Below are 25,730 nucleotides of genomic sequence, written 5' to 3'. Positions count from 1 at the left end.
AACGTTTATGCACAACACAGCACTCCCGCCATGGCTGGCGGATGACGCGCAGCTGGAGCTGTCCTTTAAAAAGGGCAAACAACCGTTAAGCCATCGCCGCTGGTCTGGCGACCCGGTACCGCCGGTCGAAGAGGGACGCCTGCAACGACTGGCGAACGATATTCCCTCGCGCTATCAACATATTCAGGCCCTTACGTGGGACTATGAAACATGCACTGCCGAATGGCGGCAGGCTATTGCACAGGCGTTCGGCTATGTGGGCGTAGCCAAACCGGCAATGCCCGCCCGCGCGCTGGCGGCGATCTCCAGGCTGGCGCTATATGCGTACCGGGATGACTGCGGCAGCCTGCTGGCGCAAATTAACCATCCGCAGGCTATCCGGCTGCTGCTGGTGGCGGATAAAAACAAATCCAGCCAGCAGCGCGTGTCAACATTCGCTAAGAAATATCCCCACGCCGCTCTGGCCGCTGTAGCGGAATTGCTGGCGCTGCCGGAACCGCCCGCGCGTCCGGGCTATCCTGAGATCGCAGAGAAAAAGTGTGAAGAGAGCTGGAGAACGCTGCTGCGGACGCTGCTCAATACGCATCCTCAGCTGGCTGAGCAGGTTACGCCCTGGCTAAGCACGAAGGCACAGGAACTTCTGGCGGCCAGCCGACCATCGATGCCTTCAGACGTTACGCTGGCAACCGATCGCTCCTGCCTGCCGGAGATCCTGCGCTCGCCGCCGTGGCGCAGCAAAAAGAAAAAAGCCGCGTCCCCGCGTTTTGCGCTAACGTCGCTAACCGTTGCGCCGCAGGAGTACTGGCAGCCAGGAGAGCGGGAAGCGCTGGCTGCCAGCAAACCCGCCTGTTTCTTTAATAACCTTCCACTCGATGAACGTCTCGCCAGCATAGGTAGCACTATCGTCATGCAGGAGCTGGGCTTTCAGAGCATTGAATACCTGTTCCACCAGTACACGTTATGCGGCAAGCGGGACCATTTCGATACGGAGAAATATTTTCATCGATATGTCTGGTGGGGCAACGCCTGCCACGCACTGCAAAACTTCGATATCGCTACGCTACTGGAGGCATGGGGGGATTACCTGGTAAAAGCCTACAACCCCAACGACTGCTGGAATCTTTATCTGCTTATGCAGCTGCCTCGCGAACGGGCGCTGGCGGCCTGGCAGGGCATCAATGACGCGAACTTTAGATTTGTCGGCACCGAATATGCGCTGAGTATTCTCGGGACCGATGCCCTACCCGGCCTGCTGCTGGCGTTGCAGCATCGGCCAAAGGAGATCTTCCCCCTGCTGACGCATCTCGGCGCAACGGAGCTGGCGCTACCGATGGCCCGCGTCTGGCGACGCTTGCAGGCGCACAGCCAACTGGCTCGTCAGTGGCTCCTGCAGTGGCCGGAGCACGCAGCCGCCGCGTTAATCCCACTGGCGTTCGATAAAGCGGGCGATAGCCGCGAGGCGGCTATTAACGCGCTGCGTCTGCTGTACCAGGAAGGCCACCATGAACGGCTGAAAGCGGTAGCACAACGCTGGAACGAACCGGCGCTGTGGGCGGAGCTGGAACAGCTGCTGACGCAGGATCCGCTGGACAACTACCCTGTTCGCATTCCCAAAGCGCCTGACTTCTGGCAACCGACGCTCTGGCGCAGGCCGCGGCTTATCGGCACCGACCAGCCGTTGACCGACGATGCGCTGGAGATCTTCGGCGAAATGCTGCGCTTCGCCCAGGGCGGCCATCATTACGGCGGACTGGATTTAGTCAAAGCCGCCTGCCAGCCCCAATCGCTGGCCGCTTTCGTCTGGGATTTATTTAGCGCATGGCAGACTGCCGGAGCCCCGGCCAAAGAGAACTGGGCGTTTCAGGCGCTGGGGATTTTTGGCGATGAAGCGACGGTGCGTGATTTAACCCAGCTTATCCTGGCCTGGCCGCAGGAAGGGAAATCCGCCCGCGCCGCCAGCGGGCTGCATCTTCTCACCCGCATCGGCAGCGATATGGCGCTGCTGCAGCTGCACCACATCGCGCAGCGCGCCAAATCCCGCCCGCTGCGCGAAAGCGCCGGGCAGTCTCTTAAAGAGGTTGCCGAAGCCCGCGATCTCAGCGAAGAGCAGCTGCAGGATCGGCTAACGCCTACGCTGGGGCTGGACGATCCCCAAACGCTGGCTTTTGATTTTGGTTGCCGCGGCTTTTATGTCCGTTTTGATGAAAATCTGCTGCCGGTGATTTACGACCAGCAGGGAGCGCGGCAAAAGAGCCTTCCGCGCCTGCGCGCCGAAGATGACCAGGTAAAAGCTGCGGAAGCGCTGGCCAGGCTGAAAGGCCTGAAAAAAGACGCAGCCCAGGTAGCCAAACGCCTGCTGCCGCATCTGGAAAACGCCCTGCGGCTGGCGCGGCGCTGGACGCGAACGGAGTTTCAATCGCTGTTTGTCGATCATCCGCTGACCAACAATCTGACCCGGCGCCTGGTATGGGGAATCTACGCCGCCAGTGAACCCCGTCGTCTGCTCAACGCCTTTCGCGTCGCCGCGGAAGGGGAATTCTGCGATGGCCAGGATGACCCTATCGCTCTACCGGAAGAGGCGCTGTTCGGCCTTGCTCATCCGCTGGAAATGGATGACGCAACGCAGGCAGCATTTAGCCAAATTTTTGCCGATTATCAGCTATTGCCACCGTTCCGCCAGCTGACGCGCCAGACGGTGCAGCTGCTGGCGGAAGAAACCGCCCGCAACGAGCTTACGCGCTGGCAGGGAAAATCAACAACCTGCGGGCAATTATTGGGCATCCGCAGCCGCGGCTGGTGGCAGGGCGCTGAAAACCGTTTCTGCTACGATGTCGGGCGGCATCGACTGATTCTGGAAGTCACGCCAGGGTTCGTGCACTACAACATGGATGCGAAGGCTCCTCAGCGGTTTGCCGCCATCAGACTCTATGATGGCGAACGGCCCGCTGCGTTCTCACAGCTCGATCCACAGGATCTCAGCGAGGCGCTAAGCACGATTGAGATCATTTTCCGTGGATAAGCAAAGCGCATTTACGCTATTCGCTGCACATAGGATAAAAACGCTCCCATTACCGCGGTCTCTTTAAGGAAGAAACGATGATACAACAGGAACAACATCTTCAGCGTCCCCCAGCCGCCGTCCTGTACGCCGATGAGCTCGCGCGGCTGCAACAGAATGACCCCTTCCCCTGCCCGCCCGGCTGGCAGCTAAGCCTGCCTGCGGCGCGCGCGTTTATTCTTGGCGATAGCGCACGCGACATCAGCCGTAAAGTGGTCATCAGCCCGGCCGCCGTCGAACGCATGCTGGTGACGCTGGCGACCGGGCGGGGTCTGATGCTGGTGGGAGAACCAGGTACGGCAAAATCGCTGCTCTCTGAGTTGCTGGCTACCGCTATCTGCGGCGACGCCGGGCTCACCATTCAGGGCGGTGCGGCGATTACCGAAGATCAAATCAAATATGCCTGGAACTATGCGCTGCTGATAAACCAGGGCCCGTCGACGCAGGCGCTGGTTCCCGCCCCGCTGTATCAGGGCATGCGCGATGGCAAAATCGTCCGCTTTGAAGAGATTACCCGCACGCCGCTGGAGGTTCAGGATTGCCTGCTGGGGATGCTTTCTGACCGCGTGATGGCGATTCCGGAACTCACCGGCGACGATAGCCAGCTGTACGCCCGCGCCGGGTTTAATATTATTGCCACCGCCAATACTCGCGATCGCGGGGTTAACGAAATGAGCGCGGCGCTGAAACGCCGCTTCGACTTCGAAACCGTCTTTCCGATTATGGACTTTCAGCAGGAGCTGGAGCTGGTGGCTAACGCTTCGGCCCGCCTGCTGGAGCATAGCGGCATCCCGCATAAAGTTCCTGATGCGGTACTGGAACTGCTGGTCCAGACCTTCCGCGATCTGCGCGCCGAAGGGAGTAAGAAAACCTCGATGGACACCCTCAACGCCATTATGTCCACCGCCGAAGCGGTCAACGTCGCCCACGCCGTCGGCGTGCGAGCGTGGTTCCTGGCCGGTCGCGCCGGCGAACCCGCCGACCTGGTAGACTGCATCGCCGGTACCATCGTCAAAGATAACGAAGACGATCGCGCCCGCCTGCGCCGCTATTTTGAACAACGCGTCGGCTCGCACAAAGAAGCCCACTGGCAGGCCTACTATCAGGCCCGCCACCGCCTGCCGTGAGGGAACACGCATGCCAGAGCAGCCGTTAATTATCGGCGTTCGCCACCACAGTCCGGCCTGCGCCAGGCTGGTGAAAGAACGCATAGAACATACGCGTCCGGGCTACGTTCTGATTGAAGGTCCGGTGGATTTTAACCAGCGTCTGGATGAGCTGTTTTTATCTCATCAGCTGCCTATCGCCATTTATAGCTACTGTCAGTCTCAGGATGGCGGCGCGGCGGGACGCGGCGCCTGGACGCCGTTCGCCGAATTCTCCCCGGAGTGGCAGGCCCTGCTGGCCGCTCGAGCGGTCGGAGCTCAAATCCGCTTTATCGATTTACCTGCCTGGGCGCAGGAACAAGACGACAGCGATGTCTCCGACGCTCGCCGCGTCGATGAGCAGCAGCGTCTGCTCGAAGCCAGCGGAATGGAGAATAGCGACACGCTGTGGGATCATCTGTTTGAAGATGAAACCCAGAGCGCCGAACTGGAGCAGGCGCTGGAGACGTACTTTATCCAGCTGCGCGGCGACAGCAGCGGCGGCGAAAACAGCCGGCAGCGGGAAGACTATATGGCCCGCTGGCTGGCATGGGCAATGCAGCAAAATAATGGCCCGGTGGTGGCGATCTGCGGCGGCTGGCACGCGCCGGCGCTGAAAGCTCTTTGGCGCAATTGCCTGGCGCAGGAGAGGGAGCCGGAATCTCCGCCCCCTCCAACGCCCGGTAGCGTCACCGGCAGCTATCTGACCCCCTATAGCGAAAAGCGGCTGGACGTGCTGGCGGGCTATCTTTCCGGTATGCCGGCGCCGGTGTGGCAAAACTGGTGCTGGCACTTCGGCCAGCGGCGGGCCGGGGAACAGCTGCTGAAAACCATCCTTACCCGCCTGCGTCAGCATCGTCTTCCGGCCTCAACGGCAGATCTGGCTGCCGCCCACCTGCGCGCTATGGCGCTGGCGCAGATGCGCGGCCATGCCTGGCCGCTGCGCTGCGACTGGCTTGACGCGCTGGCAGGTTCATTGATTAAAGAAGCGCTGAACGCCCCGCTGCCGTGGAGCTACCGCGGCGTGATACATCCGCAAACCGATCCTATTCTGCTGACCATCGTTGACGCGCTGGCGGGAGCCGGTTTCGGCAAGCTCGCTCAGGAAACACCGCTGCCGCCGCTGCCGCAGGACGTCGATCGCGAGCTGACGCGGGTCGGAATTTCCCTACCTTCAAACCTGAATCTCAACCGCTTTGAGCCCGGTGGATTAGCCAAAAGTCAGGTGCTGCACCGCCTGTCTATCCTCGAGATCCCCGGGTTCCAGCAGCGAACGGGCAGCGCTGTGACGCTTTCCGGCGACGGCGAAGAGCGCTGGGCTCTGTTTCGGACCATGGAGCAGCATGCTGTCCTGATTGAAGCCTCCCGCTACGGCGCGTCCCTTGCGGAGGCCGCGCGCCAGCGGCTGGAAGCGGATATTCTCGCCTCTTTTGGCATCAAAAGCCTCGCCGCCAGCCTGAATCAGGCAGCGCTGGCGGGGCTCTCCACCTTTAGCCAGCAGCTGCTGGAACAGCTGGCGCAGCTGATTGCCGAAGAGAGCCGGTTTGCGGAAATGGGTCCGGCGCTGGAGGTGCTTTACGCCCTGTGGCAGCGGGATGACAGCAGCGGCATGCAGAACGCCGAGGTGCTGGAGATCGCGCTCTGCGCGGCCCTTGACCGGACGCTGTGGCTCTGCGAATCCAGCGGCGTTGCCGACGAAAAGCAGTTTCACGCCCATCTGCATAGCTGGCGGGCCCTGTGCCATATCCTGCGCGATATACATAGCGGTACCGTTTTACCCGGGATTTCACTCAACGCCGCCATGGCGCTGTTTGAGCGGCGTATTCACGCGTTTGACGCCGCACCGCTTGACCGCGGGGCGGCGCTCGGCGCGCTGATTCGCCTTGAACATCCCGCCGCCTCCGCCGAAACGGCGCTGACCCTGCTAACGCAACTCCCTCCGGCGTCGTTGGGGGAAGCGGCCCACGGTTTGCTGGCGCTGGCGCGCCACCAGCTTGCCTGTCAGCCCGCCTTTATCGCCGGATTCAGCGAGCTCCTCGCCAGGCTGACGGAGGATGAGTTTATTCTCGCGCTGCCGGATTTACGAGCGGCGATGGGCTGGCTACCGCCCCGGGAACGCGGCGATCTGGCCCGCCTGGTGCTGGATCACTATCACCTGACCATGCTGCCGGCGCATGCACTACAGGCGCCGGTTTCCTGCTCGCCAGGGCAGCTAATCTATCACCAGCAGCGGGAACAGCAGGCGCTGGCAGCGCTAAGCCGCTGGGGAGCACGCTAATGAATACGCTATCCGATATTCTGACCATCCGAGAACTCCAGCGCTGGCGGCTGATTCTGGGCCAGGCCGCCGAGAATAGCCTCGGCGGCCTTGATGAGCACGCCCGCCGGATGGACCAGGCGCTTGAGTGGCTTTATGGCCGCGATCCGCAACGGCTACAGCGGGGCGAGCGTCAGGGCGGACTGGACGAGTCCAGTCTGACGACGCCGGACTGGATCAACGCCATCCATACGCTTTTTCCGCAGCCGGTTATCGAGCGGCTGGAGAGCGATGCGGTGCTGCGCTACGGCATCGACGAAGTGGTGACTAATCTGGAGGTGCTGGAACGCATCGAGCCTTCCGAAAGCCTGCTGCGCGCGGTGCTGCATACAAAGCATCTGATGAATCCTGAAGTGCTTAACGCCGCCCGTAAGCTGGTACGTCAGGTGGTCGAGCAGATTATGGCCAGGCTGGCAAAAGAGGTTCGTCAGGCGTTTTCCGGCACGCGCGACCGGCAAAGACCCTCGCGCATTCCGCTGGCGCGCAATTTCGATTTCAAACAAACCCTGCGCGCCAATCTCAAGCACTGGGATCCGCAGCGCGGCAAGCTGTACATTGAAGCGCCAAAATTTATCAGCCGCGTTAAACGCCACAGCGAAAAATGGCAGCTGATTTTACTGGTCGATCAGAGCGGTTCAATGGTGGATTCGGTTATCCATTCGGCGGTCATGGCCGCCTGCCTGTGGCAGTTGCCCGGCATTCGCACCCACCTTGTGGCATTTGATACCAGCGTGGTGGATCTGACCGATGACATTGCCGACCCGGTTGAACTGCTGATGAAAGTCCAGCTTGGCGGCGGCACCAATATCGCTCAGGCCGTAGAATACGCGCGTCAGCTGATTGAACAACCGCACAAGAGCGTCATTGTACTGGTGAGCGACTTTTTTGAGGGCGGCGCGAACTCGCTGTTGATAAACCAGGTGAAGCAGTGCGCGCAAAGCGGCGTCAAAGTCCTCGGGCTGGCGGCGTTAGACAGCTCGGCGTCTCCCTGCTATGACCACGATATGGCCCAGGCGCTGGTCAACGTCGGGGCGCAAATTGCCGCCATGACTCCCGGTGAGCTGGCCTCCTGGCTGGCGGAGAATTTACAATCATGACTCCTTTACGCCCTGAACTACTGGAACTTACGCCGCAGGCGCTCATGGCGTTGAGCAACGCCGGTTTCGTCAAGCGCGGTCAGAAAGAGCTGGATAACGGCAATATCCCCGAGCTGGAGCAGGATGACGACGGTACGCTTACCGCCGTGTTTAGCGACGGCACCTGTACCCGGCTGGCAAAAGATCAGGCCCTCAAAGAGTCCAGCTGTACCTGCGGCGCCAGCGGAATGTGCCGTCACCGGGTGATGCTCATCCTGAGCTATCAGCGCGCCAACGCCGGCAATGCCCTCGCCGAAGCGGAGCCGGAAAGCGCCGAACGCTGGCATCCCGGACAGTGGCAAGAAGAACTGGCCACCCTGCCCGAATCGATTCTGAAGCGGGCACAACAGCTGGCGGATAAAGGGATAACGGTGGAATTATTCTGCCGACCAAACGAAGCGCCGTCGGCAAAGCTGCCGATGAGCGACGTGCGTTTTTATTCCCGCAGCAGCATCCGTTTTGCCCGCTGCGACTGCGTGGACGGTTCGCTGTGCGAGCACGTGGCGCTGGCGGTGCAGGCCTTTACCGATGCTGAAGCCCAGCAGCCCGGCTTTACGCATCTGGTATGGCAAACGCGCAGTCGTAAAATAGCCGCCCGCGGCGGGCCTTTTGATACGCCCGAGGGCGAGACCTGTCGACTTCGCCTGCGCCAGCTCAGTCAGCTGCTGTGGCATAACGGCGTCAGCCAGCCGCCGATCGGCTTTGAGGCCGCGTTCACCCGCGCGCAGCGCGCAGCCCAGGCGGCTAACTGGCGCTGGGTCGTCTCCGCGCTTGCCGAGCTGCGCGAAGGCGTCACGGCTTTTGAGCAGCGCGCCAGCCATTACCATCCTGAACAACTGCTCGCCCAGCTTGCAGGCCTTAACGCCCGACTTGAGAGCGCCGCCCACATGGCGCAGCTTACCGATACCGGCCAGACCCCGCCTCTGCCGTGGCGTACCGTCGTCGGTCTGGGGATCGCCGGCGAAGCCCAGCTCGACCATCTGCGGCTTATTTCACTGGGCATGCGCTGCTGGCAGGATAACCATCGCTACGGCTTATGCATGTGGTTTAGCGATCCCGATACCGGCAGCGTTATGCATCTGTCGCGCAGCTGGCCGCTGGCTGAAAGAGCGCAAAGTCCGCTATGGCAACGCCGTCTGTTTAGCTTTCAGGCCAGTACGCTGGCGGGCGGGCAAATTATTACGCAATCCGCGAGCCGTAACGCCGGCGGCGAACTGCTGCTGGGCGCGCGCCACCGCCTGAGCAGCAACGTTCCGCTCAGCGAAGATGCCTGGCTTTTGCTCAGCGCGCCGCTGCGCCAGCCGGGCGCCGCAGCGCTGCGCGAGCATCTGCGCCAGCGCGATCCGGCCTGGGTGCGCCCGCTAGACCAGGTTGATAATCTGTTTATTTTACCCGTGGATTCCTGCGTAGCCGTTGGGTGGGACGCCGCCCGACAAACGCTGGATGCGCTAGTGCTCAGCGGCGAAGGACAAGACAACCTTTTGCAGCTGTCTCTCCCCGTCTGCGCCAGCGCGCCGTATGCCGTTGAGCGAATGGCGGCGCTGCTACAACAACAGGACGATCCGGTGGTGATGGTTTCCGGGCTGGTCACCCTTAGCGGCGGGATGCTTTGTCTGGAGCCGCTGGTCATGATGACCCGCAGCCGCGCCTGGGCGCTGAACGCCGAACCGCTTTCCGTCGGGCCACTGCCTGCTGGTAATATATTACCGCCGCCTTCGCTGGCCCAAAGTCTGCTGCAGCGCGCCCGAACGCTGCTGATCCAGATACTGCACAACGGCCTGCGCTATCAGCAAAAGAGTCTGTTTCGCGAGGCTCAAACGCTGAGCGTCGATTTGGCAAACGCTGGTTTTAGCCATCTTGCGCGCCTGCTCCGCCAGCTGGGCGAGAGCGAAACGGCCACCTCCGAGGATACGCTCAGCACCATCGCGCAACTCTGTATACAATTAGAGATGATGATTGATTAACAAGGAATGATAATGAAATTTAACCGCAGGATTATCGCCGCTTTGGGCGCAACGCTATTGATGGCCACGCTTGTCGGCTGCGATAACAACAAAGATGAGGTCAAAACGTTCAACAACACGATCAACGGCGTTGACCTGACCTACACCTATCACTACAAAGGCGATGTCGTCACCCGCCAGGACGCGGATAACATTATCCCCTATCAATCGCTCGGGGTAAGTAACGAAGAGCAGGCGCGTAAGGTCATCGACCCTATCGGCGCGGCCTACAGCAAAATCAAAGGCGTCACCCACAGCGTCGACTATAAAGAGCACGCTGCCCAGGAGCACCTCTCCATCGACTTTAATCAGGCTAAAATCAGCGAGCTGTGTCACCTGCCGGGGGCCAGTTTTACCGACTGTTCACAAAAGTTTATTTCACTGAGCGAGTCGGAGAAATTGCTGAAATCGCAAGGATTTAAAGAAGTGAAATAGCCCTGCCTGGTTTGGAGAATTCCCGGCTAGCGCTACGCGAGCCGGGTGACGGGGCTGTGTCTTCGGGTAGCCCGGCTCAAGCGTTTACGCCGCAAGCTGGGGGGAGGCATATCAGGATTTCGCGTGTTCGCGCTCGGTCAGCCCGCGCAGGAAATAGCGCAGGAACTGATCGCCGCATTCGCGGAAATTTTTATGCTCCGGGGCGCGCATCATGGCGGTGATTTCCGGCATGGAGACGCGGAATTTCTGCTGGGTGAGGATAGCGAGAATATCATCCGTCTTCAGGGAGAAGGCGATTCGCAGCTTTTTCAGCACGATGTTGTTGTTGACCCGGCGCTCGACCGCGAGCGGCGGCGCGGATTCATCTTTACCGCGCTTCGCGTAAATCAGGCCGTTAAGGAAATTGGACAGCACAATATCCGGGCAGCGCGCAAACCCCTCTTCGTCTTCTTTTTTCAGCCAGGGAACCAGCTGTTCCGCGCTCACTGGCGCATCCGCCAGCGCAAAAATACTGACCAGGCCGTTGTTGTTGGTTTTCAGGGTGTAGCGCAGGCTACGTAAGATATCGTTACTGATCATATTGCCTTCATGATGAAAAAATCTGCCGCTCAGTCTATCACGATTCCGCCATTTTACAGCCCAATCGCCTCTTTCAGGCTCTTCAGATAGCGGCGGCTGACCGGTACCGTTTGCCCGGCGCGCATCAGCAGCTCCGCCTGGCCGTTCTCCTCAAAGCGGATCTCCTTGAGATGGGACATGTTCACCAGGTACTGGCGATGGCAGCGCAGCAGCGGCGTACGGCTCTCCAGGGTGCGCAGGGTCAGCTCGGTAAAGCCCTCCTTCCCTTCGCGGTCGGTGACGTAAATCCCGCTCATCCGGCTGCTGACGAAGGCCACATCTTCCATCTGCAGCAGCCAGATCCGGCTGTGTCCGGTACAGGGAATGTACTTCAGCGCCTGCTGAGTATCGTCGAGGACGGTCATATCCTGCAAGCTGCGCTCCTGGCGCAAACGAACCAGCGTTTTTTCCAGCCGGGTGGATTCAATCGGCTTCAGTAAATAATCAAACGCGTGCTCTTCAAAGGCCTTCACTGCGTACTCGTCGAACGCGGTGAGGAAGACAATATAGGGGCGATGCTCGGGATCGAGCATGCCAACCATCTCCAGACCGCTGATGCGCGGCATCTGGATATCCAGGAACAGCACATCGGGATGCAGTTTGTGCACCGCGCCAATCGCTTCGACGGCATTCCCGCATTCGCCGACGATCTCAATATCAGGCTGTGTCTCCAGCAAAATACGCAGATTTTCACGCGCCAGCGGCTCGTCGTCGACAATTAATACTTTTAACATGCGTTGTCCTCCACAGGCAGTCTCAGCGTGACGCGGGTAAAACATTCCGGCTCGCAGGTTACGGTGATCCCGCAGTCGGCGCCGAAGCGCGCCCGCAGCCGGCGGTCGACCAGGTTCATACCCAGCCCGCTGGCGCTGGGTTTGTCCTGGTACAGCCCGGCATTATCTTCAATATCCAGCTGCAGCCAACGTTCGTGTTGACTGGCGCGGATGGTGATCTCGCCCACCCCGAGGTGCTGCGAAGTCCCGTGTTTAATGGCGTTTTCGACGATTGGCTGCAGGGTAAACGCCGGAAGCTGATGCTGTCCCAGCGCTTCGGGCACCAGCATCTGAATCTGTAAATTGGCCTGAAAACGCGCTTTCTCAATCTGCAGATAGGCGTTCACATGCTCAATTTCATCCGCCAGGGTAACAATTTCCGCAGGCCGCTTCAGGTTTTTGCGAAAAAAGGTCGACAGATACTGCACCAGTTGCCCGGCCTGGTCGCTATCGCGGCGAATCACCGCTTTTAGCGTATTCAGCGCGTTGAACAGGAAGTGCGGGTTCACCTGCGCGTGCAGCAGTTTGATTTCCGATTGCGTCAGCAACGCTTTTTGCCGTTCATACTGACCAGCCAGGATCTGCGCCGACAGCAGCTGCGCAATCCCCTCTCCCAGCGTACGGTTGATCGAGCTGAACAGGCGGTTTTTGGCTTCATAGAGCTTAATGGTGCCGATCACCCGCTGATTTTCGCCGCGCAGCGGGATAACCAACGTCGAGCCCAGCTTACAGTTGGGATGAATCGAGCAGCGGTAAGGCACTTCGTTGCCGTCGGCGTAAACGACTTCGCCGGTATCTATCGCCTTTTGGGTATACAGCGAAGAGATGGGTTTCCCGGGAAGGTGGTGATCGTCGCCGATTCCGGTAAACGCCAGCAGCTTGTCGCGATCGGTTATCGCCACCGCGCCAATATCCAGCTCCTGGATCAACACCTGCGCGACCTTCATACTGTTCTCTTCGTTAAATCCCTGACGCAGGATCCCCTCCGTCGACGCGGCAACCTTCAGCGCCGTGGCTGAGAAAGCCGAGGTATATTTTTCAAACATCGCCCGCTTATCCAGCAGGATGCGCATAAACAGCGCCGCCCCGACGGTGTTGGTAACCATCATGGGCGCGGCGATGCTCTGTACCAGATGCAGCGCATCTTCGAACGGGCGAGCGATAAGCAGAATAATCAGCATCTGCACCATTTCGGCGAAAAAGGTAATCGCGCCGGCGGTAAGCGGGCTGAAGACTTTATCCGGCCGCCCGCGTTTGACCAGAATGCTGTGCACCAGGCCGCCAAGTAGCCCCTCAACGATGGTGGACACCATGCAGCTCAGCGCCGTCATGCCGCCCAGCGAATAGCGGTGAAGCCCGCCGGTCAGCCCCACCAGACCGCCGACTACCGGGCCGCCCAGCAGGCCGCCCATCACCGCGCCGATGGCCCGCGTATTGGCGATCGAGTCTTCGATATGCAGGCCGAAGTAGGTGCCGAGGATGCAGAAAATGGAAAAGGTCACGTAGCACAGCAGCTTGTGCGGTAGTCGGACGGTGACCTGCATTAACGGGATGAACAGCCGCGTTTTGCTCATCAGCCACGCGATGACCAAAAACACGCACATCTGCTGAAGCAGCAGCAACACCAGATCGAACTCGTACATACCCGCAGACCACACTTCATTTGAAAGCGCGTAACATACACTGCTTGCTTATAACTTTCTTTGAAGCAATACATGAAAATGATAATTCATGGTTAAGATCACATTTTTCAGCGTCTCGCCGGTTCGTCCCTGTACAAAAAACAGACAAAAATTCCCGCTTCGGCAAACAGCTTCTACAGTTAATAGAGGAGAACACTGCGGGAGGAGAAAATGGCGCTTTATACAATCGGCGAAGTTGCCCAGCTTTGCGATATCAATCCCGTGACGTTACGCGCCTGGCAGCGGCGCTACGGATTACTGAAACCTCAGCGTACCGACGGCGGTCATCGCCTGTTCAACGAATATGAAATAGACCGCATTCGCGAAATTAAACGCTGGATTGATTCCGGCGTGCAGGTCGGGAAAGTGAAAACGCTGCTGATGGATAACGAGCAGGAGGTTGCCGACGGCTGGCGCGCTCAACAGGAGATCCTGCTCGATTATTTACAAACCGGTAGCTATCATCGCCTGCGCATGTGGCTTAAGGAGCGCAACCACAGCGACTCTGCGCACATTCTGGTCAAGCACCTGATTAATCCTTTGCGCCAGCGCCTGCTTAGCCCGCAGCCTACGTTGCTGGCGCTGCGTGGCATCCTTGACGGTATTCTGATTAATCATATCGCCCGCAGTCTCTCATCCACGGCAAAATACCCCGGCAACCATGCGCTGGTTATTGGCTGGAACGTTAGCGATATTACCCGGCTATGGCTGGAGGGATGGATAGCCAGTGAGCAGGGCTGGCGGGTGGATATTCTCGCCCATTCGTTAAACCAACTCCGGCCGGAGCTTTTCCCCGAGAGTACGCTGATGGTCTGGTGTGGAGAAGCGCCCTGTAGCGCTCAGGTCAACCAAATGCGTCTCTGGGAGCAGCAGGGCCAGATTATCTGGCTCAATCACGCCACCGCCACGTCTCCCGGAGGCGGCGCCTGACGCGCCTGTCCGGGCTACGGGTTACCCGCAATCTGTGGCCCGGTAGCCCGGCTAAGCGCAGCGCAAGCCGGGGTTATTGTCGTCGCTAAAAAGCAATTAATGTTTTATTAACACCTGCGCTTCACCGTATAATCCCTGCGTTAACATCAGGAGCCTATTATGAAGCCAGCGAAAATTGCGGTAATTACCCTGTTCTTATTTATGGCCATCAGCGGCATCGGCGGCGTGATGCTGGCCGGTTATTCATTTATTGTTCGCGGTGGTGTCGGCTGACTCGCCGGTTCAGCCGTTCAAACCCCCGGTCGACGATAATCGCCGCCAGCGCCACCAGCAGCGCCCCCTGAATCACATAAGCGGTATTAAATCCGCTGAGGCCGATAACAATCGGCGTACCGAGCGTATTCGCACCAACGGTTGAAGCAATGGTCGCCGTACCGATATTAACGATCGTCGAGGTACGAATTCCGGCCAGCATCACCGGCGCCGCCAGCGGCAGCTCAACCTTCATCAGCCTCTGCCAGCCGCTCATCCCCATCCCCTGCGCGATAGTTAACACCCCGGACGGTACCGCCCCAATCCCGGCCAGCGTGCCCTGCAAAACCGGCAATATGCCATACAGCGCCAGCGCGATAAGCGCGGGCTGCCAGCCAAACCCCATCACCGGAACCGCAATCGCCAGCACCGCGACCGGCGGGAACGTCTGCCCCATTGCGGCGATGGTCTCCACCAGCGGACGAAACTCATCTCCACCCGGACGGGTGACCGCAATCCCGGCCCCGACGCCTACGATCGTCGCCGCGAGGCTGGAGAGCGCCACCAGCCAAAAGTGCGCCAGTGTGAGAGAGACAAAACTCTCCTGCTGATAAACCGGACGCGGCAGCTCGGGAAACAGCGCGCTGAACAGCGGCGCGCTGTAGGGCAACGCCAGCAGCAGCGCGATAAACATGGCGCTGAGCCACAGCAGCGGATCACGCAGCGCCTTCACGCCGGGCCTCCTCGCGCAGCAGGTCGGCAAAATGCAGCGTCCCGCAGGCCTCTCCCTGCTCATCAACCACCGGCAGCACCTCGCGGCGATGGGCAACGAACTGCGACAGCGCCTCGCGCAGGGTCATCGCCACGTTTAACGCATCCCCTGCCAGGCGCTCGTCGCGGCGCAGATAATCACCGACGCCGCGCAGCGATAACAGACGTACGCCCAATTCGCTGCGGCCAAAGAAGGTCTGCACAAACGCATTTTTCGGCTCAAGCAGCATATGCAGCGGCTCCCCCTGCTGTACCACTTCGCCGCCATCCATCAACACCAGATGGTCCGCCAGCCGCAGCGCCTCATCGATATCGTGGGTCACCAGCACTATCGTGCGTCCCAGCAGGCGATGAATACGGATCATCTCCTGCTGCAAGGCTTCGCGCGTCACCGGATCGAGCGCGCCGAAGGGTTCATCCATCAGCAGCACTTCCGGGTTGGCCGCCAGGGCGCGCGCCACGCCGACGCGCTGCTGCTGCCCGCCGGACAGCTGATGCGGGTAGCGTTCGCGCAGGCCGGGCTCCAGCCCCAGCAAGGCCATCAGTTCATCGACCCGCGCCTGAGTTTTCTGTCGCGACCACTTCTGCAACTGCGGAACGGTGGCAATGTTCTGCGCCACCGTCCAGTGGGGAAACAGGCCGATGGACTGGATGGCGTAGCCCATTTTGCGGCGCAGTTCGAGCACCGGCTGCTGGCGGATATCCTGCCCGGCGAAACGGATCGTCCCGCTATCGTGTTCCACCAGACGATTAATCATCTTCAGCGTGGTCGACTTCCCCGAACCGGAGGTGCCGATCAGCACCGAAAATGCCCCCTCACGCAGGTGCAGATTGAGGTTTTTCACCGCAGGCTGTCCGGCAAAGGCTTTATTGACGCCGTCAAACTCAATCACCGGCCGCTCCTTTCAGTAATGCGCCCCACAGCGCGAATAACGCATCCACCACCACCGCCAGCGCGATGGTCGGGATTACCCCCAGCAGCACCAGATCCAGCGCGCTGCTGAGCAGCCCCTGGAAAACCAGCGCGCCGAAACCGCCCGCGCCGATCAGGGCCGCCACCACCGCCATACCGACGGTTTGCACGCTGACCACCCGCAGGCTGCGCAACAGTACGGGCAAGGCCAGCGGTAGCTGTATCTGGCGAAAGCGCTGCCCGCCGCTCATCCCCATCGCCGCCGCGCTCTCCAGCGCTTCACGCGGCACCTGCTGCAGGCCGGTCGTCACCCCGCGCACCAGCGGCAATAGGGCATACAGCACCAGCGCGATCAGCGCTGGCGTCATACCGGTCCCGGAAACGCCGATCTGCGCCAGCGTCGGAAACTGCCGCGCCAGCCCGGCCAGCGGCGCGATAAGCAGGCCAAATAGCGCGACGGAGGGAATGGTTTGAATCACGTTGAGAACCGCAAAAACCGGCGATTGCCAGCGGGGATACCGCCAGAGCCAAACGCCAACAGGTATACCAATCAGCAGCCCCGGCAGCAGTGTGCCGAACAGCAGGATCAGATGCTGAGACAGCGCATCGTCAAAAACATCGCGGCGATTGACATACTCTTTCAGCAAAGAGAGGTCATTGAGCGCGCCGAGCCCCAGCAGCAGCGCGGGCAGCAGCCAGATTTGCGCATTTAGCAGCCAGCGCCACAGGGTGCGGGAGGTCAGGCGACGAACCGCATCGCTGGCGATAAGCAGGCAAAGCGCCAGCGCCAGCCACAGACCGCTGCCCGGCGAGGTGCGGGCCAAAGAAGAACCGTTCTGGGCCAGTTGTACCGCCGCCCTGCCGGCCCCCCACAGCAATAGAGGCAGCAGCAGATCCGCCAGCAGGAAGATAAACAGCAGCGGGAGGCGCCCGGAACGCCAGCTCAGCAGCGCTATCAGCAGCGCGACCGCCGCCTGCCCCCCCGCCAGCCACGGCCAGACCTGCCATAGCCAACGCCCCTCGCCGGATAATAGACGGTTAGGCGCATAACTAATAAACGGCAGCGCCATCGCCAATAGCAATAGCCATGCCAGCAGCAGCGCAACCCGGTTACCGCAACGAATCGTCACGCGCGCGCTACTTCAGCAGCCCTTTTTGTTGCAGATAGTCGGCGGCGACTTTCTTCGCATCCAGCCCCTCTACCGCAATGCTGGCGTTCAGCTTTTGCAGCGTCTTTTCATCCAGACTGGCAAATACCGGCTGTAGCCAGTCGGCTATCTGCGGATACGCTTTTAACACCGCTTCACGCACGACCGGCGTGGGTGCATAAATCGGCTGCACGCCCTTCGGGTCGCTCAGGGTTTGCAGACCCAGCGCGGCGACCGGGCCATCGGTACCGTAGGCCATCGCCGCATTCACGCCGGAGGTTTGCTGCGCCGCCGCTTTGATGGTGACCGCCGTATCGCCGCCCGCCAGCGACAGCAGCTGATTTTGCTTGAGCGTAAAGTCGTAGGCTTTTTCAAACGCCGGCAGCGCGTCCGGCCGTTCAATAAATTCCGCCGAGGCGGCCAGCTTAAAGTCGCCACCCTTTTGCAGATAGCCGGCGAGGTCGCTTAATGAGGCGAGGTGGTTTTTCTCCGCCAGATCCTGACGAACGGCGATAGTCCAGGTATTGTTGGCCGGAGCCGGGGTGAGCCAGATGAGCTTATTCTTTTCCGCGTCCAGCTTTTTGACTTTTTCGTATCCCTGCTGCGCGTTTTTCCACGCCGGGTCGTTCTCCTCTTTGAAGAAGAACGCGCCGTTGCCGGTATATTCCGGGTAAATATCCAGCTCACCGGCGGTTATCGCCCCGCGCACCACCGGGGTGGTGCCAAGCTGGATTTTATTGACGGTTTTTACCCCATGACTTTCCAGCACCTGCAAAATAATATTGCCGAGCAGCGCCCCTTCGGTGTCAATTTTTGAGCCGACCTTAACCGGCTCGGCCGCCTGCAGCGGCAGGCTAATCAGGGCCGCCAGCGCCAGCGCGCCTGACCAAACACTTGCCTTTATCATCCTCGCGTCCCTCTTTAATTTGCGCTCCATTAACAGGAGCTTAAGAGAAAAGCGTAGTTCATTTAGGGCGGAGCGGAAAAAGAAAAGGCCGATTAATCGGCCTTTAGGATAACGGAAAGCGTGTTCCCGGGTGGCGGCTGACGCCTTACCCGGGCGACAAATCGCCATTACAGCAGTTCAAACTCGCTCTGCTGCACGCGGGCGGAATCGACGCCGATAAAGACGTTGAATTTACCCGGCTCGGCATCGTACTTCATCTGCTGGTTCCAGAACTTCAGCGCCTCAACGTCAATCGGGAAGCTGACGGTTTGCGTCTCGCCCGGCTTGAGGGTCACCTTCTTGAAGCCGCGCAGCATTTTCACCGGACGGCTCATGGAAGCGGTGACGTCCTGCAGATAAAGCTGAATCACCGTCGCTCCTTCACGCTTGCCGGTATTGGTCACCTGCACGCTGGCGGTCACTTTGCCGTCACGTTGCAGGGTCGGCGCCGACATTTTTACGTCGGAAACGCTAAAGGTGGTGTAGCTGAGGCCGTAGCCAAACGGATAGAGCGGACCGTTGGCCTCGTCAAAGTAGCGCGAGGTGTACTTGTTCGGCTTATCCGCATTGTACGGACGACCGGTGTTGAGATGGCTGTAGTAGGTAGGGATTTGTCCAACCGAGCGCGGGAAGGACATCGGCAGCTTGCCCGACGGGTTGTAGTCGCCGAACAGCACATCGGCAATCGCGTTGCCGCCTTCGGTACCGGCAAACCAGGTTTCAAGGATCGCATCGGCCTGCTGATCCTCTTTCACCAGCGCCAGCGGACGGCCGTTCATCAGCACCAGCACCAGCGGCTTGCCGGTCGCTTTCAGGGCGCTAATCAGGGCGCGCTGGCTCTGCGGCAGGGTGATGTCGGTACGGCTGGAGGCTTCGTGGGCCATGCCCTGCGCCTCACCCACCACGGCAACCACCACGTCAGACTGCTTCGCTGCCGCCACCGCTTCGTCAATCATCTCCTGCGGCGAGCGCGAGTCAACCTGCACCGCTTTCTCGTACAGATTGAGGAAGTCGACGATGCCTTTATCGTCGGTCACGTTGGCGCCTTTGGCATAGATAATCTTGCCTTTGTCGCCCAGCGCGTTCTGCATACCGGTCAACACGGTCACCGACTGATCGGCCACGCCCGCCGCCGACCAACTGCCCATCATGTCGCGCTTGCTGTCGGCCAGGGCGCCAATCACCGCGATAGTGCCCGATTTTTTCAGCGGCAGCGTATCGAGACGGTTTTTCAGCAGCACCAGGCTTTCGCGCGCAACTTCGCGCGCTTCTTTGCGATGCAGGCGGCTTTCGGCGTTGGTATCCTGCGGGTCGGAATCTTTCGGCCCCAGGTGGCTATACGGGTCATTAAACAGGCCCATATCGTATTTGACGTTCAGCACGTGGCGGGTCGCGTCATCCAGCTCCGCCATCGTCACCTTCCCGGACTTCACCAGGTCGGGCAGATACTTGCTGTAGTACTCGTCGCTCATGCTCATGTTGATGCCGGACTTCAGCGCCACGCGCACCGCGTCTTCCGGGTCCGACGCCACCCCGTGTTTAATCAGCTCTTTGATGGCCCCATGGTCGGAGACGGTAATGCCTTTGAAGCCCCACTGGTCGCGCAGCACGTCCTTGAGCAGCCAGGCATCGGAGGTCGCCGGGGTGCCGTTAAGCGAGTTAAGGGCCACCATGACCGCGCCGCTGCCCGCATCCAACCCCGCTTTGTACGGCGGCATATAGTCGTTGAACAGGCGCTGCGGACTCATATCAACGGTGTTGTACTCTTTTCCGCCTTCAACCGCGCCGTAGGCGGCAAAGTGCTTGACGCTGGTCATCACCGAATAGCGCTCGGCCGGGCTTTTCCCCTGCATCGACTCGACCATCGCCCTGCCCATCTCGGTGGTCAGGTAGGTATCCTCCCCGAAGCCTTCCGAGGCGCGGCCCCAGCGCGGGTCGCGGGAGACGTCGACCATCGGCGCCCAGGTCATGTTCAGGCCATCATCGGCCGCTTCGTACGCCGATACTCGCCCGACGGTATTCACTGCGTCGAGGTTAAAAGAAGAGGCCAGACCAAGGCTAATCGGGAAAACGGTGCGCTGGCCGTGGAGCACGTCATAGGCGAAAAAGAGCGGGATTTTCAGGCGGCTGAGTTCCATCACCTGATCCTGCATAGTGCGGATATCATGGCGGGTCACGGTGTTAAAAATCGCCCCCACCTGACCTTCTTTGATCATTTCGCGGATGGCCTCTTTCGGGTTATCCGGGCCGACGCTAATTAAGCGCAGCTGACCGATTTTTTCATCCACCGTCATTTTCGTCAGCAGTTCCGTCACAAACGCATCCCGCGCCTGCGGCGTTAGGGGATGATTGCCGAACAATTCATCCGCCAGCGCGGGTTGCAGCGCCAGGCTCACAGCGACGCCTACAGTACAAAGCCATTTCATTTTTATCCCTCATTGTTCCAGTCGACCAGATCGGCGAAAAGATAGCAAAAATCGAAGTCTGCCATAAACATAAACGAGACGCCTGAATAAAGCGCGCGTTGTTCTCTGATTTTTCGAAACATTGATGCATCAAATTGTCATACAAAGCGCTATTCTTATTTTTGATAATTTTGTACCACCACAAGGAGTGGAACATGTCATCTGCAACAACCCATAACAACGCTTTTCTGGCTGAACTCACCCGTCTGGTCGGCTCGTCCCATCTGCTCACCGACCCGGCTAAAACCCAGCGCTACCGTAAAGGCTTCCGCTCCGGCCAGGGCGACGCGCTGGCGGTGGTCTTTCCCGGTACGCTGCTGGAGCTGTGGCGCGTACTGAGCGCTTGTGTCAACGCCGACAAAATCATTCTGATGCAGGCGGCGAATACCGGCCTGACCGAAGGCTCAACGCCGAACGGCAACGACTATGACCGCGATATCGTGATTATCAGCACCCTGCGCCTGGATAAACTGCATCTGCTGGGTAAAGGCGAGCAGGTGCTGGCCTATCCCGGCACGACGCTCTATTCGCTGGAGAAAGCGCTGAAGCCGCTGGGCCGCGAGCCGCACTCGGTCATTGGTTCATCCTGCATCGGGGCATCGGTGGTCGGCGGGATCTGCAACAACTCCGGCGGCTCGCTGGTCCAGCGCGGCCCGGCGTACACCGAAATGTCGCTATACGCGCAAATCGATGAAAACGGCAAGCTCAGCCTGGTGAACCACCTCGGCATTGACCTCGGCGCCACGCCGGAGCAAATCCTCAGCCGCCTCGACGACGAGCGGGTTAAAGATGAAGATGTCCGCCACGATGGTCGCCACGCCCACGATCATGATTACGTCACCCGCGTGCGCGACGTAAATGCCGATACCCCGGCGCGCTACAACGCCGACCCGGATCGCCTGTTTGAATCCTCGGGCTGCGCCGGCAAGCTGGCGGTGTTCGCCGTGCGCCTCGATACCTTCCCGGCGGAAAAACGCCAGCAGGTCTTCTATATCGGCACCAACCGCCCGGAAGTGCTGACCGAAATTCGCCGCCATATTCTCGCCGAATTTAACCATCTGCCGGTGGCAGGCGAGTACATGCACCGCGATATTTACGATATCGCCGAGCAGTACGGGAAAGATACCTTCCTGATGATCGACAAGCTCGGCACCGATAAAATGCCGTTCTTCTTTACCATGAAGGGCCGTACCGACGCGATGCTGGAGAAAGTGTCGCTGTTTAAGCCGCACTTCACCGACCGCTTTATGCAAAAACTGGGTCACGTCTTCCCGGCGCATCTGCCGGAGCGAATGAAAACCTGGCGCGATAAATACGAACACCATCTGCTGCTGAAGATGGCGGGTGACGGCATCGAAGAAGCCCAGGCCTGGCTCGGGGAATATTTTAAGAACGCCGAAGGCGATTTCTTCGTCTGCACCGCGGAAGAAGGCAGTAAAGCCTTTCTGCACCGCTTTGCCGCCGCGGGCGCGGCGATCCGCTACCAGGCGGTTCACGCCGATGAGGTGGAAGATATTCTGGCGCTGGACATCGCCCTGCGCCGTAACGACACCGAGTGGTTTGAGCATCTTCCCGCCGATATTGATAGCCAACTGGTGCATAAGCTCTATTACGGCCACTTTATGTGCCACGTTTTCCATCAGGATTACATCGTGAAAAAAGGCGTCGATGCCCACGAACTGAAAGAGAAAATGCTGGTGCTGCTGAAGGAGCGCGGCGCTCAGTATCCGGCCGAGCATAACGTCGGCCATCTGTATGAAGCGCCGGAAAGCTTAAAACGCTTCTATCGCGAAAACGATCCCACCAACAGCATGAATCCGGGGATCGGTAAAACCAGTAAGCAAAAATACTGGGGCGAAGCGCCGGATAAAACGACAGGCGCCGCCGAACGGCAATAATCCGCACGGGGGACTGTTCAGCCCCGGGGCTTCTGTATTACGCTGCACGCCGGAGAATTCTCCTCTCCGGCAAACCCGTTTAAGGAACCCACCCATCATGCCCGCAGTGGATAAGCTACATGACGCTGACATAGAGATCCGCGAAGCGCTGCCCGATGACGCCCACGCCATCGCCGCGCTGTACGTCTGGCACGTACTCAATGGACGCGCCTCGTTTGAAGAGATCCCGCCAACCGTCGATGAGATGCGCAAGCGTATCAAAACCGTGCGCGATAGCGGTCTGCCGTGGCTGGTAGCCCTGTGGCGCGGAACCATCGTCGGCTACTGCTACGCCACTTTTTACCGCCCGCGTCCGGCCTATCGCTACACGCTGGAAGAGTCGATTTACGTTGAAGCGGGAATGGGCGGACGCGGTATCGGCAGCGCCCTACTCTCGCGGTTAATTGCGAAATGCGAACAGGGACCGTGGCGGCAGATGCTGGCGATTATCGGCGACGGGCACAGCAACGCCGGGTCGATCGCGATTCATAAAAAGTTCGGTTTTAGCGTGGCAGGTCAGCTGCGCAGCGTCGGCTATAAGATGGGCGACTGGCGGGATACCTTGATTATGCAGCGCCCGCTCGGCGATGGCGACTGGACGCTGCCGGAGTAACCCCTTAGCGTCGCGGGTAAACGGTAGCCCGGACAGGCGCGCCAGCGCCGCCGCCGGGAAAATTCCCCGGCTCGCACTGCGCTTAGCCGGGCTACAGGTATCCAGCAATCTGCGCGCCGCAAGCCGGGGAAATGGGGTTAATCGTTCTGCGCGGTCTGCGCGCCGCCTTTCAGCATCGCATCGGCCATTTGCGCTTCACGCTGCTTTTTATAGCTGAGCGCGGAAGCCGGAACCGGCATCACTTTTCCCGTTTCAATCCACGTTCTCAGACGGCTGGCGTCGGCAAAGTGGGTATATTTACCAAATGCATCCATCACCACCAGCGCCACCGGGCGCTGATTAATTACCGTCCGCATAATCAGGCAGTGGCCCGCCGCGTTAGTAAAGCCGGTCTTGGTCAGCTGTATATTCCAGTTGTCGCGGTAGACCAAATGGTTGGTATTGCGGAACGGCAGCGTGTAGGCCGGGTGGGCGAATGTCGCCATATCTTCTTTGGTGGTGCTCAGCTGGCCAATCAGCGGATACTGCTCACTGGCGATCAGCAGCTTAGTCAGATCGCGCGCGGTAGAGACGTTATGAATCGACAGGCCGGTGGGCTCGACGTAACGGGTACGGGTCATCCCCAGCGCCTGCGCCTTGGCGTTCATCGCGCGAATAAACGCGTCGTAGCCGCCCGGATAATGGTGCGCCAGGCTGGCGGCGGCGCGGTTTTCCGACGACATCAGCGCCAGTAGCAGCATATTGCGGCGGCTGATTTGGCTGTTCAGGCGAACGCGCGAATAGATCCCTTTCATCTCAGGCGTCTGGCTGATATCAACGGTCAGCATTTCATCAAGAGGCAGATGGGCGTCAAGCACCACCATCGCGGTCATCACTTTGGTGATCGACGCCATCGGGCGAACCAGATCCGGCTGGCTGGCATAGATGATTTTTTTGCTGGCAAGATCGACAATCATCGCGCTGCCGGAAGCGATATCCGGCTGGGAGGCGGTCATCGCCGTGGAAGTTTTAGCCATCGCCTGGGGCGCAAAAGGCACAGCCAGCAGCAACGTCAGGCTGAGCAAAGAAACTCGAAATTTGGTCATCGTGAACATTCTGAAAAGTATTTTTGCACGTTATGAACGTACGCCGCGGCGCTGGGGTGATGACGCCGCTGGCAAAAATCATCATACCCTGTCAGAACGCGAGCTGGCTAATAAGAATCGTGAACAAATGCTGCATTGCCGACATAAAAATCTATTTATGCCGGCAATGAGTTAAATCAGAAGAGTCGGTAGCCGTATCCCCAGAGAATGACGGTGATAGCCAGCAGCACTTCCAGCACCAGCACCCCGATCGCCAGGGTCGAGCTGGCAAAGCTCAGCCCCTCTTCTTTATTGATCCCAAGGAAAGTCGGAATACCGAGATACAGCAGATAGCCGGTATACAGCAGCGCAACGGTTCCCACCAGCGCACACAGCCACACTAGCGGATAGAGCGCCACGAGCCCGCTGAGGAAAAGCGGCGTGGCGACATAGCCGGCGAAAACCATACAGCGCTTAAGCGATGGCCGCTGCGGATAGCTTCGCGCCATCCACCAGATAACCCGCCCCATCACCGCAACCCCGGCGAGCATGACGGCATAAAACAGCACCGCCAGGGCCAGCCCGGTCATCAGCGACAGTTTTACCACCGTGCCGTCGCCGAAGTTCCAGCCCAGCTGCGTGGTGCCGATAAAGGCGCAGATAACCGGAACCGCCGCCATGACCAGCACATGGTGCGTATAGTGATGCGAAACGGTTTCGTTTTCACTTTTAATAACGCTCATCTCTTGATTAGGATGAGAGAAGAGCCCCCAGACATGGTTCATAGCGTCCCCCTTGTCACGGCGTGGTACAGCATTGATCCAAGTATAATTCACCTTGTAGATTATTTTGTGTACAGCGAGAAAAATGCGCTTCCCCCGCATTTTTATCATCAGGGTGTATGATTAAGGGACTGACGTTTTATGGAGTTAATCTTTATATGGATATCAATAACCTGATTTCCCAGTACGGCTACGCGGCGCTGGTCATTGGCAGCATGGCGGAAGGCGAAACCATTACGCTGCTCGGCGGCGTGGCGGCACATCAGGGATTATTGAAGTTCTGGCTGGTGGTTATTTCGGTCGCCCTCGGGGGCATGATTGGCGATCAGCTGCTTTATTTGCTCGGCAGGCGCTTTGGCGGACGGATCCTGCGGCGGTTTGCGCGCCAGAAAAAACGGATCCAGAAAGCCCAGCGCATGATCCAGCGTCGCCCCTACCTGTTTGTCATCGGCACCCGCTTTATGTACGGCTTCCGGGTTATCGGCCCACTGCTGATTGGCGCCAGCCGCCTGCCGCCGAAGGTGTTTCTGCCGCTGAATATTCTCGGCGCGATTATCTGGGCGCTTATCTTTACCACGCTCGGCTATCTCGGCGGCGAAGCGATTGGCCCGTGGCTGCATCATCTGGACGCGCATCTCAAGCACTGGATCTGGCTGATTCTGGCGGTGGCACTGGTGGTTGCGGCGCACTGGTGGCTAAAGCGCCGCGAGGCAAAGAAGAAAGAGTAACGAGAGTTCCCGGA

General features: G+C 59.5%; 21 protein-coding genes. 11 read left to right on the top strand and 10 right to left on the bottom strand.

The features are described 5' to 3' along the window. The first annotated feature begins 7 nt into the window (after positions 1 to 7). From EGY08_RS24920 to EGY08_RS24895, 6 genes are all read left to right on the top strand, one after another. Positions 8 to 3,019, top strand: coding sequence for a DUF4132 domain-containing protein (locus EGY08_RS24920; protein ID WP_123829090.1), 3,012 nt, complete (start codon positions 8 to 10; stop codon positions 3,017 to 3,019). A gap of 77 nt (positions 3,020 to 3,096) precedes the next feature. Further along, positions 3,097 to 4,185 (top strand): ATP-binding protein, encoded by a 1,089-nt coding sequence (locus tag EGY08_RS24915; protein WP_004122781.1) that lies wholly within the window; start codon positions 3,097 to 3,099, stop codon positions 4,183 to 4,185. Positions 4,186 to 4,195: 10 nt separating this feature from the next. Continuing rightward, complete coding sequence (locus EGY08_RS24910; protein WP_123829089.1) at positions 4,196 to 6,481, top strand: DUF5682 family protein; 2,286 nt, start codon at positions 4,196 to 4,198, stop codon at positions 6,479 to 6,481. Further along, positions 6,481 to 7,617, top strand: coding sequence for a vWA domain-containing protein (locus EGY08_RS24905; RefSeq protein ID WP_004122786.1), 1,137 nt, complete (start codon positions 6,481 to 6,483; stop codon positions 7,615 to 7,617). The genes EGY08_RS24910 and EGY08_RS24905 overlap by 1 nt, the downstream gene beginning before the upstream one ends. Continuing rightward, on the top strand, positions 7,614 to 9,620 hold the full coding sequence (locus EGY08_RS24900; protein WP_123829088.1) for an SWIM zinc finger family protein: 2,007 nt from the start codon (positions 7,614 to 7,616) through the stop codon (positions 9,618 to 9,620). Before EGY08_RS24905 ends, EGY08_RS24900 begins: the two co-directional genes overlap by 4 nt. 12 nt (positions 9,621 to 9,632) lie before the next feature. After that, positions 9,633 to 10,094, top strand: a complete 462-nt coding sequence (locus tag EGY08_RS24895; protein WP_004122790.1) for a YehR family lipoprotein — start codon at positions 9,633 to 9,635, stop codon at positions 10,092 to 10,094. A gap of 111 nt (positions 10,095 to 10,205) precedes the next feature. Here the strand turns inward: EGY08_RS24895 and EGY08_RS24890 are convergent, their stop codons facing one another. Genes EGY08_RS24890 through EGY08_RS24880 form a run of 3 tightly spaced genes read right to left on the bottom strand, consistent with a single transcriptional unit; the run spans position 10,206 to position 13,128 of the window. Next, complete coding sequence (locus EGY08_RS24890) at positions 10,206 to 10,673, bottom strand: DUF1456 family protein (protein ID WP_004138601.1); 468 nt, start codon at positions 10,671 to 10,673, stop codon at positions 10,206 to 10,208. 53 nt (positions 10,674 to 10,726) lie between these two features. After that, on the bottom strand, positions 10,727 to 11,446 hold the full coding sequence (gene btsR, locus EGY08_RS24885; RefSeq protein WP_004122796.1) for a two-component system response regulator BtsR: 720 nt from the start codon (positions 11,444 to 11,446) through the stop codon (positions 10,727 to 10,729). After that, positions 11,440 to 13,128, bottom strand: a complete 1,689-nt coding sequence (locus EGY08_RS24880; protein ID WP_004122798.1) for a sensor histidine kinase — start codon at positions 13,126 to 13,128, stop codon at positions 11,440 to 11,442. The genes btsR and EGY08_RS24880 overlap by 7 nt, the downstream gene beginning before the upstream one ends. Before the next feature lie 210 nt (positions 13,129 to 13,338). Here EGY08_RS24880 and EGY08_RS24875 point away from each other — a divergent pair, with 210 nt between their 5' ends. After that, positions 13,339 to 14,097 (top strand): MerR family transcriptional regulator, encoded by a 759-nt coding sequence (locus tag EGY08_RS24875; protein ID WP_004122800.1) that lies wholly within the window; start codon positions 13,339 to 13,341, stop codon positions 14,095 to 14,097. A 159-nt stretch (positions 14,098 to 14,256) separates the two neighbouring features. Next, positions 14,257 to 14,370, top strand: coding sequence for a protein YohO (locus EGY08_RS24870; protein WP_004103838.1), 114 nt, complete (start codon positions 14,257 to 14,259; stop codon positions 14,368 to 14,370). On the opposite strand, the gene EGY08_RS24865 is transcribed toward EGY08_RS24870, so the two are convergent. From EGY08_RS24865 to bglX, 5 genes are all read right to left on the bottom strand, one after another. Next, positions 14,345 to 15,082: an ABC transporter permease gene (locus EGY08_RS24865; RefSeq protein ID WP_004122802.1), complete on the bottom strand. Its 738-nt coding sequence runs from the start codon at positions 15,080 to 15,082 to the stop codon at positions 14,345 to 14,347. The genes EGY08_RS24870 and EGY08_RS24865 overlap by 26 nt on opposite strands. Then, complete coding sequence (locus tag EGY08_RS24860) at positions 15,066 to 16,013, bottom strand: ABC transporter ATP-binding protein (protein WP_004122804.1); 948 nt, start codon at positions 16,011 to 16,013, stop codon at positions 15,066 to 15,068. Before EGY08_RS24860 ends, EGY08_RS24865 begins: the two co-directional genes overlap by 17 nt. Continuing rightward, positions 16,006 to 17,163, bottom strand: coding sequence for an ABC transporter permease (locus tag EGY08_RS24855; RefSeq protein ID WP_004122807.1), 1,158 nt, complete (start codon positions 17,161 to 17,163; stop codon positions 16,006 to 16,008). Before EGY08_RS24855 ends, EGY08_RS24860 begins: the two co-directional genes overlap by 8 nt. Before the next feature lie 7 nt (positions 17,164 to 17,170). Then, the gene (locus EGY08_RS24850) at positions 17,171 to 18,088 is read right to left on the bottom strand and encodes an ABC transporter substrate-binding protein (RefSeq protein WP_123829087.1); all 918 of its coding nucleotides are present in this window, start codon (positions 18,086 to 18,088) and stop codon (positions 17,171 to 17,173) included. A gap of 167 nt (positions 18,089 to 18,255) precedes the next feature. Next, the gene (bglX, locus tag EGY08_RS24845) at positions 18,256 to 20,553 is read right to left on the bottom strand and encodes a beta-glucosidase BglX (protein ID WP_123829086.1); all 2,298 of its coding nucleotides are present in this window, start codon (positions 20,551 to 20,553) and stop codon (positions 18,256 to 18,258) included. Between the two features lie 194 nt (positions 20,554 to 20,747). Here bglX and dld point away from each other — a divergent pair, with 194 nt between their 5' ends. Further along, positions 20,748 to 22,490, top strand: coding sequence for a D-lactate dehydrogenase (gene dld, locus EGY08_RS24840; RefSeq protein ID WP_123829085.1), 1,743 nt, complete (start codon positions 20,748 to 20,750; stop codon positions 22,488 to 22,490). 97 nt (positions 22,491 to 22,587) lie between these two features. Further along, positions 22,588 to 23,142 (top strand): GNAT family N-acetyltransferase, encoded by a 555-nt coding sequence (locus tag EGY08_RS24835; RefSeq protein WP_004122814.1) that lies wholly within the window; start codon positions 22,588 to 22,590, stop codon positions 23,140 to 23,142. A 137-nt stretch (positions 23,143 to 23,279) separates the two neighbouring features. Here EGY08_RS24835 and pbpG read toward each other — a convergent pair whose 3' ends face one another. Further along, a complete protein-coding gene (gene pbpG, locus EGY08_RS24830; RefSeq protein WP_004122816.1) occupies positions 23,280 to 24,227 on the bottom strand; it encodes a D-alanyl-D-alanine endopeptidase in 948 nt (315 codons plus the stop codon). A 176-nt stretch (positions 24,228 to 24,403) separates the two neighbouring features. After that, positions 24,404 to 24,991, bottom strand: coding sequence for a Yip1 family protein (locus tag EGY08_RS24825; protein ID WP_004122818.1), 588 nt, complete (start codon positions 24,989 to 24,991; stop codon positions 24,404 to 24,406). Positions 24,992 to 25,146: 155 nt separating this feature from the next. Here EGY08_RS24825 and EGY08_RS24820 point away from each other — a divergent pair, with 155 nt between their 5' ends. Further along, positions 25,147 to 25,716 (top strand): DedA family protein, encoded by a 570-nt coding sequence (locus tag EGY08_RS24820; protein WP_004122820.1) that lies wholly within the window; start codon positions 25,147 to 25,149, stop codon positions 25,714 to 25,716. Positions 25,717 to 25,730: the final 14 nt, after the last annotated feature.

The organism is Klebsiella sp. FDAARGOS_511 (assembly GCF_003812845.1).
Lineage (GTDB): Bacteria > Pseudomonadota > Gammaproteobacteria > Enterobacterales > Enterobacteriaceae > Klebsiella > Klebsiella grimontii.
This window is presented reverse-complemented; position numbering and strand designations above follow the sequence as displayed.